13 protein-coding genes are annotated in these 16,519 nt (G+C 62.9%); 5 read left to right on the top strand and 8 right to left on the bottom strand.

Annotated features, from left to right (window positions below; all coding sequences use genetic code 11):
* The first annotated feature begins 43 nt into the window (after window positions 1-43).
* Window positions 44-1,663: an ABC transporter substrate-binding protein gene (locus ACQZ6J_RS21855; protein ID WP_449085600.1), complete on the top strand. Its 1,620-nt coding sequence runs from the start codon at window positions 44-46 to the stop codon at window positions 1,661-1,663.
* 65 nt (window positions 1,664-1,728) lie between these two features.
* On the opposite strand, the gene ACQZ6J_RS21850 is transcribed toward ACQZ6J_RS21855, so the two are convergent.
* The 7 genes from ACQZ6J_RS21850 to ACQZ6J_RS21820 all read right to left on the bottom strand — a co-directional run bounded on the left by ACQZ6J_RS21850 (window position 1,729) and on the right by ACQZ6J_RS21820 (window position 9,422).
* Window positions 1,729-3,150: an FAD/NAD(P)-binding protein gene (locus ACQZ6J_RS21850; protein WP_449085599.1), complete on the bottom strand. Its 1,422-nt coding sequence runs from the start codon at window positions 3,148-3,150 to the stop codon at window positions 1,729-1,731.
* A 3-nt stretch (window positions 3,151-3,153) separates the two neighbouring features.
* Window positions 3,154-4,389 (bottom strand): acyl-CoA dehydrogenase family protein, encoded by a 1,236-nt coding sequence (locus tag ACQZ6J_RS21845; protein WP_449085598.1) that lies wholly within the window; start codon window positions 4,387-4,389, stop codon window positions 3,154-3,156.
* A 64-nt stretch (window positions 4,390-4,453) separates the two neighbouring features.
* Window positions 4,454-5,512 (bottom strand): aldo/keto reductase, encoded by a 1,059-nt coding sequence (locus ACQZ6J_RS21840; RefSeq protein WP_449085597.1) that lies wholly within the window; start codon window positions 5,510-5,512, stop codon window positions 4,454-4,456.
* A gap of 14 nt (window positions 5,513-5,526) precedes the next feature.
* Window positions 5,527-6,462 carry an ABC transporter ATP-binding protein gene (locus tag ACQZ6J_RS21835; RefSeq protein WP_449085596.1) on the bottom strand — a complete coding sequence of 312 codons (936 nt, stop codon included), beginning with the start codon at window positions 6,460-6,462 and terminating at the stop codon, window positions 5,527-5,529.
* The gene (locus ACQZ6J_RS21830; protein WP_449085595.1) at window positions 6,440-7,435 is read right to left on the bottom strand and encodes an ABC transporter ATP-binding protein; all 996 of its coding nucleotides are present in this window, start codon (window positions 7,433-7,435) and stop codon (window positions 6,440-6,442) included. Before ACQZ6J_RS21830 ends, ACQZ6J_RS21835 begins: the two co-directional genes overlap by 23 nt.
* A complete protein-coding gene (locus ACQZ6J_RS21825; protein WP_449085594.1) occupies window positions 7,435-8,436 on the bottom strand; it encodes an ABC transporter permease in 1,002 nt (333 codons plus the stop codon). The genes ACQZ6J_RS21830 and ACQZ6J_RS21825 overlap by 1 nt, the downstream gene beginning before the upstream one ends.
* Window positions 8,433-9,422, bottom strand: a complete 990-nt coding sequence (locus ACQZ6J_RS21820; protein ID WP_449085593.1) for an ABC transporter permease — start codon at window positions 9,420-9,422, stop codon at window positions 8,433-8,435. The genes ACQZ6J_RS21825 and ACQZ6J_RS21820 overlap by 4 nt, the downstream gene beginning before the upstream one ends.
* A gap of 288 nt (window positions 9,423-9,710) precedes the next feature.
* On the opposite strand from ACQZ6J_RS21820, the gene ACQZ6J_RS21815 reads away from it, so the two are divergent.
* From ACQZ6J_RS21815 to ACQZ6J_RS21800, 4 genes are read left to right on the top strand one after another with little or no spacing between them, the layout of a single operon-like run.
* Complete coding sequence (locus tag ACQZ6J_RS21815; RefSeq protein WP_449085592.1) at window positions 9,711-11,315, top strand: ABC transporter substrate-binding protein; 1,605 nt, start codon at window positions 9,711-9,713, stop codon at window positions 11,313-11,315.
* A gap of 22 nt (window positions 11,316-11,337) precedes the next feature.
* Complete coding sequence (locus ACQZ6J_RS21810; protein WP_449085591.1) at window positions 11,338-12,516, top strand: LLM class flavin-dependent oxidoreductase; 1,179 nt, start codon at window positions 11,338-11,340, stop codon at window positions 12,514-12,516.
* A gap of 11 nt (window positions 12,517-12,527) precedes the next feature.
* A complete protein-coding gene (locus ACQZ6J_RS21805; protein ID WP_449085590.1) occupies window positions 12,528-13,565 on the top strand; it encodes an ABC transporter substrate-binding protein in 1,038 nt (345 codons plus the stop codon).
* A gap of 15 nt (window positions 13,566-13,580) precedes the next feature.
* Window positions 13,581-14,729, top strand: coding sequence for an acyl-CoA dehydrogenase family protein (locus ACQZ6J_RS21800; protein ID WP_449085589.1), 1,149 nt, complete (start codon window positions 13,581-13,583; stop codon window positions 14,727-14,729).
* A gap of 38 nt (window positions 14,730-14,767) precedes the next feature.
* On the opposite strand, the gene ACQZ6J_RS21795 is transcribed toward ACQZ6J_RS21800, so the two are convergent.
* Entirely contained in the window at window positions 14,768-16,369 is a 1,602-nt protein-coding gene (locus tag ACQZ6J_RS21795; protein WP_449085588.1) for an ABC transporter substrate-binding protein, read from the bottom strand.
* Between the last annotated feature and the right edge of the window lie 150 nt (window positions 16,370-16,519).

Raw genomic sequence — 16,519 nt, 5'->3', positions numbered from 1 at the left:
ATTCGTACAGAAGCCGATCCATCCAGCCGGCAAGGAAAATCGAATGACCATCAATCGCCGCCGTTTCAATCAACTGCTTCTGCTGTCGACCGCCGCGACCTTTCTGCCGTCCGCCGCAACCTACGCGGCAGACGCAGCGCCGCCGCGCGGCGGCACGCTCAACTTCATCGTCGAACCCGAACCGCCGACGATTCTTGCGCTTGCCCACACCGCCGGCGGCACGCAGAAGATCAGCCCGAAGATCACCGAGGGCCTGCTGGCCTACGATTTCGACCTGACGCCGAAACCGCAGCTCGCAACAGAATGGTCGGTCGCCGCCGACGGACTGACCTATACGTTCAAGCTGCGACCCAACGTCAAATGGCATGACGGCAAGCCTTTTACCTCCGCTGATGTCGCCTATTCGATCGAACTCCTGAAACAGGTCCATCCCCGCGGGCGAGGCACCTTTGCCAACGTCGTCGCCGTTGATACGCCGGATCCGCTGACTGCGGTATTCCGCCTTTCGAAGCCGGCGCCCTATCTGCTGAAGGCGCTCTACGCGGCCGAATCCCCGATCGTGCCCAAGCATGTCTACGAAGGCGTCAAGATCGCCGATGTTCCGACCAACCCGAATGGCGGTGCGCCCATCGGTACAGGTCCGTTCGTCTTCCGGGAATGGGTACGCGGCTCCCATATCATTCTGGAGCGCAATCCTGACTATTGGGATGCCGGCAAGCCCTATCTCGATCAGGTCGTCGTCCGCTTCGTGCCCGACGGCGCCGCTCGCGCTGCAGGGTTCGAAACCGGAGAATTCGATCTCGGCGGCGACAATCCGATTCCGCTCGCCGATCTCGATCGCATCAAGGCCTTGCCGAATATCGGCATCGATTCCCGCGGTTACGAGACGAAGGGCGACCAGACGCAGCTCATCCTCAACCTTGACAACGAGTATCTGAAGGATGTCCGCGTGCGCCGCGCGATTGCCCACGCCATCGACCTCAACGTGATCCTCAACACGGTCTGGTATGGCTATGGACACGTTTCGCCGACACCGGTCAGCACGTTCCTGCCGCAATATCTGGACACCACGATCAAGCCCTATGCCTTCGATCTGAAAGCCGCCGAACAGCTGCTCGACGACGCCGGCTACAAGCGCAACGGCAATGGCACCCGCTTCGCGCTTCGCCTGACGCACAATTCCTACAACGAGGGCTTCAAGCGCGTCGCCGAATATCTGAAGCAGAACCTGGCGCGCATCGGCATCGATGCGCGGATCGACTCCTATGATTTCTCCACCTACATCCAGAAGGTCTATACCGAGCGCGCATTCGACCTGGCGGCCGAGTATCTCGGCAACCAGTTCGATCCGACGCTTGGCGTGCAGCGCATCTATTGGTCGAAGAACTTCAAGCTCGGACTGCCCTTTTCCAACGCCAGCCACTATCAGAACCCGGAGGTCGACAGGCTTCTCGAGGCAGCGTCGGTCGAGGTCGACGAGGCGAAGCGCAAGCAGGAGTTCAACGATTTCCAGAAGATCATCGCCGACGAGCTTCCGGTCATCAACCTGATCGCGCTCGAAAACGTCACCGTCTTCAACAAGCGCGTCAAGAACCACACGACCGGCGCCGAAGGCGTGCAATCGAATTTCGCCGATGTCTATATCAAGGAAGGCGAGGGCTGAGATCCGCTCGCGGCAAATCGTTTGGGGGGCGATGCGGCGCCCCCTTTTTTATGTCGCCCGTCGCCTTAGGACGCGATGAGCGAAAGCGGCGTCAGCTTGCCGAGGATGCGGTCGGCCAGCGCAATCGCCTGCGCACGCTGCTCGGTGATCGAGCTCGATTCCCAGGCAACGCCCCTGAGCGGATGGCCGATCGCGCTGATGTTGCGGTGGACCCGCCCCTCCTCGGAGATGACATCGCCCTGCTCCGTGGCGTCGATGCCGAAGCCGGTGCTGTGCGGACGAACCTCTCCGCCTTCGAGCAGGTTTTTGACGAAGGGATCCGAAATGCGCCGCCAGTCGTGCAACTGATGGCCGCGGCAATCGATGACGCCGCCGAAGGAATGGGCTTCGGTGCCGGATCGGGTTTTCAGCGTCGCGGCGATCAACCGGCCGGAGGGCTTCATCGAAAGCAATCGTGCGGGCTGGTGCCGGAGGCGACCCTCGGCAACCGCATTGGAGACGGCGCGATAGCTGTCGGGCGCCGCGCGATGCGCCGTCACGTCCCAGAACGCGCGGAGATGGCGGGCAAATCGCAATCTCTCCGCATCGCCGGCCCTCTGCCAGAGAGGCAGGATGTGCGGCCGGATGGCAAGCGGCAGCGCCTGCCAATCCTTGCCGGCCGCCGCCAATGCGCGGCGCTCGGCCTTGACGACGGATAGCAGCGATCGTGCGGTGGTCGGCAGCGGTCCTTCAGCGAGAAAGTCGCGCTCCAGCGCTGCATTGCGCCGATCTTCGATGAATTGGCCCCGTCTGGATATCACCCGATACTGGCCACGGAAGCCGCGCGCCTCCATGCTGGCGACGGCATCGACCATCGACAGGCTCGACCCGACGAGCAGGATCTCCTCGGCGTCGACAAGACGATCCAGCGTGCCGCTATCCCATGGCGACGCGGCATAGGCCGCATGGGTCGCGACAGACGCCTCCCGCGCAGCAAGTTCGGGCTGGAAGACGCCGAGGGCAAGGATCACCTCATCGGCTTCGATGGTCTCTCCTTCGCTCGTCGTGATCGCAACTCTGTGCGGAGCGGAAACCAGCGTGGACGCCGAAGCCCTGACATGGCGGAATATCGATCCGGACCGTGCCGTCGAGATCGCTCGGCGCAGCTCGTCGCGAACGTAGGTTCCGTACAGGTATCGCGGCGGAAAACTGGAGGCGATATCGGCAGGCGGCGTCCAGCCGTAACGCGGCGCATGATCGCCGAGCCAGCGCACCAGATGCTCGGGCTCCTCCGGATGAAGCGAAAACGTGCTGGCCGGGCCGTTGACGAGATGAACGGTCTCGACCGTGCTGTAGGCGACCCCGCGTCCGAGCTCCTCGCGGGGCTCCAGTATCGTGATCGATAAAGGCACCTCGGTCCTGTCGAGCAGCTTGATCGCGGTCAGCGCACCGGCAAAGCCACCGCCGATGATGGCGATGGAGTGATGGGAATGCGGGTCTATGTGCATGGCTCAGAAGACCTTGCCTTCTTCCAGATGCGTCGTGGTGCCGTTGATATAATAGTCGCCCACCACCCGCGCCTTGTGCAGCAGCGGATTGTGGTTGAGCACGGTGCGGATGTTGCGCCAATGGCGGTCGAGATTGAGATGGCGCGATGTCGCCGAACCGCCCCCGAGCTCGAAAACATTGGTGGCGGCGGCAAGGGCAAGCTGGGAGGCGACGATCTGGGTGCGCGCCGTTGTCAGGGCACTCTCGACCAGGGCTGCTTCGAGCCTCTCGGGATCGTCGCCCGCGAAGGCCGCGGCCGTACGGTCGAGCGCGCGGGCGCTCTCGCGGATCAGCGTATCGACGGCGAAGGAGCCGGCGGCGATCTCGCCCAGTATCTTTTGCACGAAAGGATCGGCATCGGCTGTTTCGGCGGCACTGTGCGCCGCCGAACGCGCCTGCCTGCGCACATATTCCGTACCCTCGCTCAGCGCTCCGCGGACGGCGCCCGCCATCGAGGCGGCAAGGTGAAGCTGGCGTAGCGTCGATGTGTGCCTGCCGACCAGCGTGTTCAGCCCGCGCGTCGAAATCTCGTGCGGCAGGACTTCGACGTCGTCGAGAAGCACACCGCCGCTTGCCGTCAGGCGCTGGCCCATGCCGTCCCAATCGTCGAGAATGGCGATCCCCTTGCGGTCCACTGGCAACAAGACGCTGACAAGCTGGTCTTCATCGTCCTTGGCGCTGAAGGAGGCAAAATCGGCGAATGCCGTGCCTGTCGCATACCATTTTCGACCGTTGAGGCGGTAACTTTCGCCGGATTTCGTCAGTCGGGTCGTCACCTCGCCCGGACGTTTCGTCCCCTGCTCCGTATGAGCGCCGCCGAAGAGTTTGCCGCCGAGAACGCGCGCAAGCTGCGTGCGATCGACGGCGCTGTTCGGATTGAGCAGCAGGGCCTCGGTGAAATTGAAGTGGCTCCGGAGCGCATGAGCCACATTGGAGTCGGCCGCGCCGAGCGCCATGATCATCTCGATATAGTCGAGCACCGATCCGCCCGGACCGCCGAGTGTCGTCGGTATGCGCAAGGCGCCAAGACCCGTCTCCTTGAACAGCTGAAAGGCCCCATACGGAAGCTCGCGCTCAAGATCTCGCCGCGCCGCCCCTTTTGCGATCTGCATCGCCAGGTCCGGTATTCGGGCAAGCAGCGTCGCGCGATCGGTTTCGACGGGAGCGGAGGGTACGGCTGATGAAGCTATGATGGGCATGAACGGTTCTTTTCGCGCCGGAAGGAAAGAAGGCCCCGCTCCAGCAGGGCCTTGGGCTTGGCGACTAGGCTACGGCGCGGGCGAGCGGCACGACGTTTTCAGCATCGCCGGCGGCACTGACGGGCACGCGGCCCTCGACCGGATGGCTGGGGTCGTTGAAGCCCGGGGTCGAGGGATGGCCCGTCGTCACCAGGCGATCGACCAGGGCTTCGTCCTCGGCATTGAGCTTGACGTCGAGGGCACGTAGATAGCTGTCCCAATGCTCTTCCGTGCGCGGACCGGTGATCGCGGAGGTGATCAGCCTGTTGTTCAGCACCCAGGCGATCGCAAACTCTGTCGGCGTCACCTTCCGGGCGGCGGCGTGGGCGGCGATTTCCTTGGCGATGGCGATCGATTCCGGCCTCCATTCGGTTTCGAGAATGCGCTTATCGCCACGGCCGGCGCGGGTATCGGCCGCGGGCTCCTTACCCGGCTCGTATTTTCCGGTCAGCACGCCGCGCGCCAGCGGCGAATAGGACACGACGCCGAGGCCGTAATGGTAGGCGGCCGGAAGCTGCTCGGCTTCGGCCGTGCGGTTGACGATGTTGTAGAGCGGTTGGCTTGCGACCGGGCGATCGATGCCGAGCTGATCGGCCAGATGGGCGATCTCGGCGATACGCCAGCCGCGGAAGTTCGACACGCCGAAATAGCGCAGCTTGCCCGCGCGGACGAGATCGGCAATCGCACGCACCGGCTCTTCGAGCGGCGCGTCGAAGACGGCACGGTGGAAATAAAGGATATCGATGTAGTCGGTGTTGAGACGGCGCAGCGAGTTCTCGACCGTCTCGATCACCCATTTGCGCGAATGACCGCCGAGATTGGGACCCTTCTTGTGGGAGTTGACGAACTTCGTCGCCAGAACCCAGTGGTCGCGGTGCGCCTTGATGCCACGGCCGACCACCTCTTCCGACTTGCCGTCATGATAGACGTCGGCGGTGTCGATGAAATTGATCCCCTGGTCGCGCGCCTTGTCGATGATGCGGAATGCGACGTCGTCGGGCGTCGGGCCGCCGAACATCATGGTTCCAAGGGTGAGAGGCGATACCTTCAGCGCGCTGCGCCCGAGATAGCGATAGTCGACCATGTCATTTCTCCATTTCATTGTGCGTGATGGCAGGCAACCGCATGGCCGTTGCCCATTTGCCGGTAGGCCGGATCATCGGCCCGGCAGATGTCCGAGGCGAGCGGACAGCGCGTATGAAAGCGACAGCCGGACGGCGGATTGTGAGGGCTCGGCAGATCGCCGGTGATCGGCGCCGCCTGCTTGCGCCGCGACGGATCGGGCACCGCGGCAAGCAGCGCCTTCGTGTAAGGATGCTTCGCATCGCTCCAGAGCCTTGCCGTCGGCGCGCTTTCGACGATACGGCCGAGATACATGACGAGGACGCGATCGGCGAAATAGCGCACGACCGAAAGGTCGTGGGAGATGAAGAGGTAGGAAAGCGAAAGCTCCGTCTTCATCTCGACGAGAAGATTGAGGATCTGCGCCTGGATCGAGAGATCGAGCGCGGAAACGGGTTCATCGCAGATGACGAGTTCCGGTTGCAGGATCAGAGCACGGGCAATGCCGATGCGCTGGCGCTGGCCGCCGGAAAATTCATGCGGATAGCGATCGAGCGAATCTGCCGGCAGACCGACATGGGCCACCATCGAAGCGGCGATGGCGTTGCGGTGCCTGCGGTCACCGATGCCGTGGACTGCGAGCGGTGCGGTCAGGATCGCCCGGATCGTCTGACGCGGATTGAGCGAGGCAAACGGATCCTGGAAGATCATCTGGATATGCCGGCGGATCGCCTGCAGCTCCTTGCCCGACATCCCGGCGACATCGCGCCCCTTGAAAGTGACACGACCGGAGGTGGGATCGATCAGGCGCATCAGGGATTTGCCGAGCGTGGACTTGCCGCAGCCGGATTCGCCGACCAATGCCACGGTCTCGCCCTCAACGATCTCGAGCGAGACATCGTCCACGGCCCGCACCGTTCCAGCCGCGGCGGGATAGTGCGTGGAGAGCCTATCGACCGACAGAAGCGACATGGGCTCTCTCCGCAATCACTGGAACATAAGGGCAGGCCACTTCTCGGTTGGCCGAAACCTCGACAAGCGGGGGCACCGACTGCCCGCAGGCCGATCGCGCGACGGGACAGCGGGGACGGAACGAACAGCCCGGCTCGCTGGCTGCCGAAACGATCGAGCCACGGATTTCCGTCAAGGGTCCGTCGCGATAGTGATAGTCGGCCTTCAGGCGCGGCGAAGCCGCGAGCAGCCCCTGCGTATAGGGATGATAAGGCGTTTCAAACAGCGCGCCCGGCAGGCCCTGTTCGATCTTTCGCCCCGCATACATCACGACGACGCGATCGGCCCATTGCGCGACGATGCCGAGATCATGCGTGATGAGGATCACGGCCATGTTCAGCTGGCTGCGCAGGCGATCGAGCAGTTGCAGCACCTGCGCCTGAATCGTGACGTCGAGCGCCGTCGTCGCCTCGTCGGCGATCAGCAGCCGCGGATTGCAGGCAACGGCAATGGCGATCATCACGCGCTGGCGCATGCCGCCCGAGAGTTGATGCGGATAGTCGTCGATACGTTTTGCCGCCTCGGGAATGCTGACGAGGTCGAGCAGGTCGACCGCGCGCTGGCGAGCCTGCTTCCGGCTCAACCGCTCATGAATGCGCAGGACCTCGATGATCTGGTCCCCGATCGTCAGGACCGGATTGAGCGAGGTCATCGGCTCCTGAAAGATCATGGCGATGTCGTGCCCGCGAATGCCGCGCATCTCCCGTTCGGGCAGCTTCAGGAGGTCACGCCCGTCGAAGACGATCTCGCCGGCTGTCTTCGCATGCCGAGGCAACAGCCCCATCAGGCCGAGCGCCGTCAACGACTTGCCGGAACCGGATTCGCCGACGATCGCCAGCATCTCACCGGCCACGGCACTGAAGCTGATACCCTTGACAGGCTGCGCCGCACCAAAGCCAACCGAGAAATCGCGAACCTCCAGAAGCCCCACCATCAGCGCTCCTCCGAGAAGCGGGGATTGAGCGCATCGTTCAGACCGTCGCCGATGAGATTGAGCGCAAGCACGGTGAAGACGATGGCAAGTCCGGGCAAGGCGGTGAGATACCAGGCCGTGCGGATGACGTCACGACCCGAGCCGATCATCGACCCCCAGGAGACGCGATTGGGATCGCCGAGCCCCATGAAGGACAGCGCCGATTCCATCAGGATCGCGCTCGCCACCATGACGGAAGACGTCACGATCAAAGGCGGCAAAGCATTCGGCAGGATCTCGCGAAAGATGATGCGGGCATGGCCGAAGCCGAGGCTGCGGGCGGCAAGAACATAGTCCTTTTCCCGTATCGCCCGGAACTCGGCGCGCGTCAGGCGCGCGACTGTCGGCCAGCTGACGATGGCAATCGCGATCGTCACCGTCGACGTGGTCGGCTGCGCGATTGCGACCAGCACCACGAGAAGGACGAAGCTCGGTATGGTCTGGAAAATCTCGATGAGCTTGACCAGCAGATCATCGACCACGCCGCCGAAATAGCCGGCGAGCGCCCCGATCGTGACACCGGCGCCAAGTCCGAGAAGCGTTGCGGCTATGCCGACGGTCAGCGAGATCTGGGCACCATGCAGGATGCCCGCCAGCACATCGCGCCCCATGGAATCCGTGCCCAGCGGATAGGCCGCGTTCTGGCCCGGCCAGAGGAAAGGCCGCGCCACCATCTCCAGCGGATCGCCGGGATAAAGCACCGGCGCGAGCAGAGCCGCAAGCACGATGCCGGCAAGGACCGCAAGACCGAAGAGCGCATTGGGATTGGCAAGAAAGATCCTCAGCTCCCGCCTGCGTCCCTGCCAGCGCCCGCCCGATACGGCTGTCGTGCGGGCATCTGGCGCGTGAATATGGGTCCACCGACGCTCCGCGACCGGCTCCGGCTTTGCTTCCGTTCCGGACGCTTCGGAGCTGAAATCACGCTCTTCATCCGCATAGACCTTGAGCTCTTGCGCTTTCATCGGCTTGCTCCGATCCGAGGGTCGAGCCAGGCTTGCAGGATATCGACTGCGGCATTGGCGATGATGACGAGGAATGACGAAAGAAGCAGAATGCCGAGCAGAACGCTGAAATCGCGGGCCATGACCGCCTCGAAGGCCAACCGTCCGAGGCCGGGCCAGCTATAGACGGTTTCGACGACGACGGCCCCGCCAAGCATGCCGCCGAAATGCATGCCGGCCATGGTGGTGATCGGGATCAGCGCGTTGCGCAGCACATGCCGGGTCGTCAGGATGAAGGGTGAGACACCCTTCGCCCGGGCGGTGCGCACGAAATCCTGCGACTTGACCTCCAGCATCGCTGCCCGGGTCAATCTGGCGTAGATGGCGAGATAGAACAAGGCGAGCGAAACTGCCGGCAGCACCATGTAACGTATCCGGTCGAGCAGCGCCGGCAGTCCGGTCAGCCGCGAGCCGATGGTGCTGTCGCCGCCGCTGGGCAGCCATCCGAGCTTGACGGAAAACAGGAGGATCAGCATCAGCCCGATCCAGAAACCGGGAATGGAATAGAAGAGCAGCGAAACGATCGAAATCAGCCGGTCCGGCAGCCGGCCGGCGAAGCTGGCCATCAGCGATCCAAGCGTCAGGCCGATCACGATGGCGAAGATAAGCGCCGCCAGCATCAGCGTCAGGGTGCCGGGCAATCGTTGCCCGATCAGATCGGCCACCGGCATGCCGTAGCGCGGCGAAAAGCCGAGGCTGAAATGCGCAAGATTGTTCAGGTAGTTCGCAAGCTGCACGAGGATGGGATTGTCCAGGCCGAAGCGTTCGCGCAGCGCCGCCATCGTCTCGACCGTCGCCGAGCCGGCTTCGGCCGCCATGACATCCGCCGCATCGCCCGGCGCCAGCTTCAGCAGGAAGAAGTTCAGGATGACGATGCCGAGCACCGTCGGCACCGCCTGAACGGCCGTCCGGCGTAGCGTTCGTCCTATCCGCATGTAAGCCGACATCGAGACTCCCCGGCAGCGTCACGGAAATTCCAATCGCTGCATCGCAATAGTAGTTGACTAAATCTGTAGGTTTTGTCAAATCCGTATTGGTAGATATTTCCAGAATTTATCGATTGGTCGGCAAAGTTTGGAATAAATGTGCGACGTATCGATACAAACGAGTTTTCCGTACTAAAAATCGAACTTTCGGGGACAAAGGAACCTACGGGAGCCGCTCTCGTCGAAAAGATAAAACCAGCCGCCGCTCGTAAGTCGCAGCACGGCCCCAGACATGCGAGGCAACCTCAGATGACCAGACTTCCAGCAACTACACGGCGTGGTTTCCTGCTTTCGTCCGCAGCCTTCGGCGCGCTCGTCATGACGGGAACGGCGGGCTATACGGCTCCATCCAAGGGCGGCACGGCAACCCTGCTGCTTTCGGCCGAACCGCCGGTTCTGACGACGATCGCCCACACGGCTTTCAATTCGGTCTACGTGTCGCCGAAGGTGACCGAGGGTCTGCTGACCTACGATTTCGACCTCAATCCGCAGCCGCTGCTCGCCACGCAGTGGACTGTCAGCGACGATGGACTGCGCTACACGTTCAAGCTGCGCGACGGCGTCAAATGGCATGACGGAAAACCCTTCGGCGCCGATGACGTGGCCTTTTCGATCAAGACGCTGAAGGATGTTCACCCGCGCGGGCGCAACACGTTTCTCAATCTCGTCGATATCGAAACGCCCGATCCCTTGACCGCGGTACTCGTCCTTTCCAAACCGGCGCCCTATCTCATCACCGCGCTCGCGGCTTCCGAATCTCCCATCGTTCCGCGCCATCTCTACGAGGGCACGAAGGTCGCGGAAAATCCGGTCAATCTCGCGCCTGTGGGCACCGGGCCGTTCAGGTTCAAGGAATGGGTGCGTGGCAGCCATATCGTCTATGAGCGCAATCCCGACTATTGGGACCAGCCCCGCCCCTATCTCGACCAGCTAATCGTTCGTTTCATTCCCGATGCCGCCGCGCGCTCCATCGCGATCGAAACCGGCGAGATCGATCTGGCGCCATCGACGCCCGTCCCGCTCAGCGATCTCGAACGCTTCAAGAGCGTGGATGGCCTCGCCTTCGAAACCCGCGGCTATCAATATTCCAACGGCGTCAGCCGCATCGAGTTCAACCTCGAAAAGCCGGCCTTCAAGGATGTCCGGGTCCGCCGCGCCTTTGCGCATGTCATCGACCGGAAGGTGATCCGCAACACGATCAACTATGGTTACGGCGAACCGATCCCCGGCCCCATCAACCCCAACCTGACGAAATGGTACGTCGCCGACCTGAAGACATATCCGATCGACCTCGCCGCGGCGGAGAAGCTGCTGGACGAAGCCGGCCATCCACGCGGCTCGGACGGCGTGCGCCTGCGCCTCAACCTCGACTACGTGCCGAGCGGAGAAAGCTATAGCCGTGGCTCGGAGTATATCCGCCAGGCGCTCGCCAAGGTCGGCGTCGAGGTGACGGTGCGCAGCCAGGACTTTGCGACCTATACCAAGCGCATCTATACCGATCGCGACTTCGATTTCGCCTTCGAGGGGATGAGCAATCTCTTCGACCCGACCGTCGGCGTGCAGCGGCTCTACTGGAGCAAGAATTTCCAGCCGGGTGTGCCCTTCTCCAATGGCTCGGCCTACAACAATCCCAAGGTCGATGCTCTGCTTGAAGCCGCCGCGATCGAGGTGGATGCAAAGAAGCGCGTCGAGCAATGGCGTGAGATCCAGGAGATCCTCGTCGACGACCTGCCGGCGCTCGACATCGTCAGCCAGCCGGAACTGACCATCTACAACAAGCGCATCGCCAACCACACGCTCGGCGGCGAAGGCATCTCCGGCAGCCTCGCCTACGCCTATCTCGCAACCGCCTGAAGCATAGAAAGCAGGGAATGCCATGTCTATTCAGCACCTGCCCGGCTCCATCGTGGGCCTGCCGAAATTCGCCGCGCCGACCGATTTTGCCGATAGCCCGCTGTCGCAGGCCCTGAAGCAGCCTGTACTTCTCGGCCTCTTCCTGCCGATCCAGGCCGGCGGCTGGACGCAATCGACGCTCGAACGCTCCACCGACTGGCGCTTCGACTACAACAAGGCGCTGACACTGCGCGCCGAGGAGCTTGGCTTCGATCTGGTGTTCGCACTGTCGCAATGGCTTCCCAAGGGCGGCTATGGCGGTGTCTTCAACGGACAGGCGCTCGACAGCTTCGTCTCGACCGCCGCCTTGGCCGGCCTCACGAAGAAGATCATGCTCATTTCCACGATGCATGTTCTCTACGGACCATGGCATCCCCTGCATCTCGCCAAATTCGGCGCCACGCTCGATCACATCACCGGCGGCCGCTGGGGCATCAATGTCGTCACCGGCCACAGGGCGGTCGAACACGAAATGTTCGGCTGGCCGCGCATCGAGCATGACAAGCGCTATGAGCTTGCGGCGGAATTTCTCGAGGTCGTGCAGCGGCTGTGGAGCGACGATGAGAATTATTCCTTCGAGGGCGAGAGCAGTTGGAAGCTCGGCGGCGGCTTCGTCACGCCGAAGCCGAATTTCGGCCGGCCGATCCTGGTGAATGCCACCGGTTCGGATGCCGGCATCGCCTTCGCCGCCCGCTACTCCGATATCGTCTTCATCACCAGCCCGACCGGGGCGGATATCGACAGCGCCCTTGCCTCCCTGCCGGCCCACACGAAGAGGGTGAAGGACGCCGCCACCGATGTTGGCCGCACCGTACGCACCCTGCTCAATCCCATGGTCATTTGTCGGCCGACCGAGAAGGAGGCATGGGAACTGGCGGACCGGATCGTCGCCCATGCCGACCAGCGCTCTCCGCAGGGCTTCCAGTCGCTGAGCTCCGACGCCCAGGCATGGAAGGGCCGCGACCCGCAGGATCCCTACCGCTTCGTCGGCGGCAACATCCGGGTCATCGGCTCGCCGGAACAGGTGGTCGACCAGTTCGTCAAGCTCAAGGCGGCCGGCGTCGACGGCCTTCAGCTCAGCTTCTTCGACTTCCGCGACGACCTCGAATTCTTCGGCACGAACGTCCTGCCGCTGATGAAACAAGCCGGCCTGCGCCACTGAAAGGAACGACCATGACCAGCAATGCCATTTCCGAAATCTGGTACACGCGCTGCCCTGTTCCGACGCCCGTCGGCCTTGCGGCACAGCTCGGCTATCTCGAAGACGCCTTTCGCTCCGAGGGCGTGACGCTGAAATCCATCATCGACTCGCCCGACCGGAACATCCGGCAGAGCCACTTCAACCATACGCTCGACTGGTCCTTCCGCCACGGCGGCAACGTGCCACCCATTTGCGCCCGCTCGGAAGGGCGCCGCACGCGCCTTGTCGGCATCACATGGACGGACGAGTTTCAGGCAATCATCACCCTGCGGGGAACCGGCATCAAGACGACCAGGGATCTCAAGGGCCGTCGCTTCGGCATTGCCCGCCGCCCCGAGGGGATCGTCGACTTCATGCGTGCGACGGCGCTCAAGGGCCTGGTCTCGGCTCTCTCGCTCGAGGGCCTGTCCAAGGACGATGTCGAGATTGTCGAGATCGCGCTTGCCGATTCCGTGCTCGCAAGCCAGGAAGGGCCATCGCTTTTCGGCCTCAAGCGCCGGCAGGCCTATGGCGAAGAAATCGCCGCTCTGCTGCGTGGCGAGGTGGACGCCATCTACGTCAAGGGAACCGCGGGCATCAACGTCGCCAATCTCATCGGCGCCGTCCAGGTGGCCGAATTCGGCTTTCATCCGGATCCGAAGATCCGCATCAATTCCGGCTCGCCGCGCGTGCTGACCGTGGATGATCTGCTGGCCGACGAACGTCCCGATCTCGTGCGGAAGCTCATCGAGGCGATCTTCAAGGCAAGCGCCTGGGCGGAAGCCCATCCGGAGGAAACACGGCGTTTCGTCGCGCGTGAATCCGGCGCCACGGAAGAACAGGTCCTTGCGGCCAACGGCCCGGAAATCCATCGCCATCTCGGCCTCGGATTGGATCCGGAGCTTGTAGGCGCCGTCGAGCACTACAAGAATTTCCTGCGCGACTTCGGTTTCCTGGCCGGCGATTTCGACATTGGCGCCTGGGTGGACCGCCGTCATCTCGACGGCTTTGCCGAACCTGCCGTTGCCTGAAGACTTGCAACATCGATGACCGAGACATTCACCGACCTGATCGGCAAAGCCAGGAGCCTTGCCGACGATTTCTCCGGCACAGCCGCGCATCACGACGCGACCGGCGCCTTTCCGTTTGAGAACTTCGACAGGCTCTTCGACGCGGGCCTGCTGGGGCTCGTCACCGCTCGCGAGCACGGCGGGCTTGGCGAGGGCCTGACCTCGACGCAGGCCGTCATCAGCGAGATTGCCCGGGGCGAGCCCTCGACCGCGCTGGTGCTTGCCATGCACTATACCTCGCATTTTGCGATCCGCCGCTTCGGCAAGTGGCCTCGGCATCTGGCGGAACGGGTGCTGTCGGCAAACAGGCGGGGCGTGGCACTGATCAACAACGCGCAGGCCGAACCGCGCATCGGCTCGCCGGCCCATGGCGCCCTGCCGGAAACCATCGCGCGCCGTGACGGCGATCGCTGGCGCATTTCCGGCCACAAGAGTTACGTGACCGGCATCCCCGTCCTGAAATGGGTGTCGCTCCTTGCCCTCACCGACGAGCCGGAACCGCGCCTTGCTTCCTTTCTGGTGCCGACCGATGCCGCCGGCCTGCGGATCGAAAAGAGCTGGAATGCGGCGGGCATGCATGCGACGGCGAGCGACGACATCATCCTCGAGGACGTCTCTGTCCCGCTCGACGACCTCATCGAGGCCCAGCCGGCCGGCGAGCCGATCCGCCGCGACGAGCATGCCGCGGCCTTCTTCTTCGGCCTGCTCGGCGCGGTCTATCATGGCGTGGCGAGGGCGGCGCGCGACCGCGTTCTTGCCTTCGCAAGCCATCATGCGCCCGCCAGCCTCGGCGCGCCGATCGCAACGGTGCCGCGTATCCAGGATGGCCTCGGCGAAATCGAGGTACGGCTTGCGACGAATGCGCGGCTATTGCGCTCGCTCGGGGAGGATGTCGATGCCGGCAGGCCTGTCGGAATGGACGGCATGCATGTCCGCCATGTCGTCATCGACAATGCGGTTGCCGTGACCAGCCTCGCGCTCGAGCTTGCCGGCAATCCCGGCCTCAATCGCGACTTTCAGCTGGAGCGTCATCATCGCGACTCGATCACCGCCCGGTCGCACGCGCCGCAAAGCCATATGATCCGTACGATCGCGGCCAGGAACGCCTTGAGCCGGCTTGGATAAGCCGGCTCAAGATCCACAGGCGGAAAGCGCCGGCCCCCTCAGGCGTTCGGGCTCAGCCAGATCTGGCCGAAGCTGTTGTTGATGCCCTGCGCCCCGGGTGCAAAATTCTTTACCCGCTTGTTGGCGACGATCTGCGCCCCCGCGGCAACCAGATCGACGGACACGACGTCATCGTGGACGATGTGCTGGAACTTGTACCAGAGCTGGCGGCGCTTGGCCTCGTCCGGCTCCGTGGCGGCGGCCTCGAGCACCGCATCGACCTCCGGATTGGAATAGTGGCTGGCATTGGAGAACACCAGGCCGATCTTGAAGTTCTTCGACCAATAGGCGCGCTGCACGCCGAGGGTCGGGTCAAACGTATTGGAAAGGGATTCGATCACAAGATCCCAGGTGCGATCCGTATAGACGGTCTTCAGAAAGGTCGCGAGGTCGAGCTGCAGGATTTCCGCATCGATACCGACCGCGGCAAGCGACTGCTTGATGAAATCGGCATAGGACGTCTGCAGGAAGGGATTGTAGGCAAGCCGCAGCTTGAAACGCGTGCCGTTGGCGCCGCGCGGATAGCCGGCATCGTCAAGCAGCTTGTTGGCAAGCTTGGGATCGGGTTCGCGCGCCTTGATGCTCGGGTCGTACCATTTCGGCAATGCGGTGCTGATCGGGCTTGGAGAAACCTGCCCATAGCCGAACAGGGCGATATCCACGAGCTTCTGCAGATCGATGGCGTGGGCAATGGCCAGCCGCACATCCTTCTTCGTGAGGATCTCGTTCTCGTAGTTGAAGAAGAGCTGCTGCTGCGGCCCGGAATAGGCATAGGTCGTGGTATCGACGACGAGATTGGAATTGGCCTTCAGGCGCTCGACATCGGAGAGCGGCACCGGGTTTGCGCCGATATCGATTTCCCCGGTCTCAAGCGCTGCGGCCCTTGCCGCCGGATCGAGGATGACACGCAGGACCACGCGGTCGAGATAGGGCTTGGGCGCATCCCAGTAGTCGGGATTGCGATCGAAGATCAGATGGCTGCCCGGCACCCATTCCTTGAGGATGAACGGGCCGGTGCCGATCGTCTGGGCAAGGGTCGGCTGCTCCGTCGGCTTGAAGGTTTCATAAACGTGCTTCGGCACGATCGGCGATTCCGAGCTTCCGAGTGCGGAGATCAGGTAGGGCGCCGGCTTGGACAGCACGATGATGGCCGTCAGCGGATCGGGCGTCTCGACCGATGTCACGTTCTGGAAGGTGATGCGCCCGCGCGGATGCGCTTCCTTCAGACGGAAAATGGTGAACTTGACATCCTCGGAGGTAAAATCCTTGCCGTCATGCCACTTGACCCCTTTTCGCAGGGCGAAGCTGTAGCGAAGACCATCGTCACTGACCGACCAGGATGTCGCCAGGAACGGCGTCGGATTGAGATCGTAGTCGAAGTCGAGCAATCCCTCATTGATCTTCGGGCCGATCGCCTGCCCTGTGCCGGAAGAGGTGTTGATCGCGATCAGCGCCGTGGGATCGGGATAATAGGCCCAGTTCAGGGTTCCGCCGCTCACGGGCGTCTCGGCAGCGCCAGCCCATGACGGGATGCCTCCAAAGGCAAGGCCCGCACCTCCCAGAAGCAGCAATTGGTTGAAGTGACGGCGATTGATCGACATTTGCTCGCTCCGAAATTGGCGTTATCGGGCACGATGTCCCGTTGCAAAAATGATCGTTTCGAAACCCGGATATCCAAAGACAGTTTTTCTAGCGCACGGCGAAAGCAATCCTTCCCGCACCCGGATATTCGGCGTTTGCCGCTTGGAACG

The sequence above is a fragment of the Rhizobium sp. A37_96 genome (assembly GCF_053521765.1).
This window is presented reverse-complemented; position numbering and strand designations above follow the sequence as displayed.

Excerpts from the sequence above, each read along its gene's own strand:
- ACQZ6J_RS21855 (WP_449085600.1), top strand. The coding sequence starts at position 44 with ATGACCATCAATCGCCGCCGTTTCAATCAACTGCTTCTGCTGTCGACC.
- ACQZ6J_RS21850 (WP_449085599.1), bottom strand. The coding sequence starts at position 3,150 with ATGCACATAGACCCGCATTCCCATCACTCCATCGCCATCATCGGCGGT.
- ACQZ6J_RS21845 (WP_449085598.1), bottom strand. The coding sequence starts at position 4,389 with ATGCCCATCATAGCTTCATCAGCCGTACCCTCCGCTCCCGTCGAAACC.
- ACQZ6J_RS21840 (WP_449085597.1), bottom strand. The coding sequence starts at position 5,512 with ATGGTCGACTATCGCTATCTCGGGCGCAGCGCGCTGAAGGTATCGCCT.
- ACQZ6J_RS21835 (WP_449085596.1), bottom strand. The coding sequence starts at position 6,462 with ATGTCGCTTCTGTCGGTCGATAGGCTCTCCACGCACTATCCCGCCGCG.
- ACQZ6J_RS21830 (WP_449085595.1), bottom strand. The coding sequence starts at position 7,435 with ATGGTGGGGCTTCTGGAGGTTCGCGATTTCTCGGTTGGCTTTGGTGCG.
- ACQZ6J_RS21825 (WP_449085594.1), bottom strand. The coding sequence starts at position 8,436 with ATGAAAGCGCAAGAGCTCAAGGTCTATGCGGATGAAGAGCGTGATTTC.
- ACQZ6J_RS21820 (WP_449085593.1), bottom strand. The coding sequence starts at position 9,422 with ATGTCGGCTTACATGCGGATAGGACGAACGCTACGCCGGACGGCCGTT.
- ACQZ6J_RS21815 (WP_449085592.1), top strand. The coding sequence starts at position 9,711 with ATGACCAGACTTCCAGCAACTACACGGCGTGGTTTCCTGCTTTCGTCC.
- ACQZ6J_RS21810 (WP_449085591.1), top strand. The coding sequence starts at position 11,338 with ATGTCTATTCAGCACCTGCCCGGCTCCATCGTGGGCCTGCCGAAATTC.
- ACQZ6J_RS21805 (WP_449085590.1), top strand. The coding sequence starts at position 12,528 with ATGACCAGCAATGCCATTTCCGAAATCTGGTACACGCGCTGCCCTGTT.
- ACQZ6J_RS21800 (WP_449085589.1), top strand. The coding sequence starts at position 13,581 with ATGACCGAGACATTCACCGACCTGATCGGCAAAGCCAGGAGCCTTGCC.
- ACQZ6J_RS21795 (WP_449085588.1), bottom strand. The coding sequence starts at position 16,369 with ATGTCGATCAATCGCCGTCACTTCAACCAATTGCTGCTTCTGGGAGGT.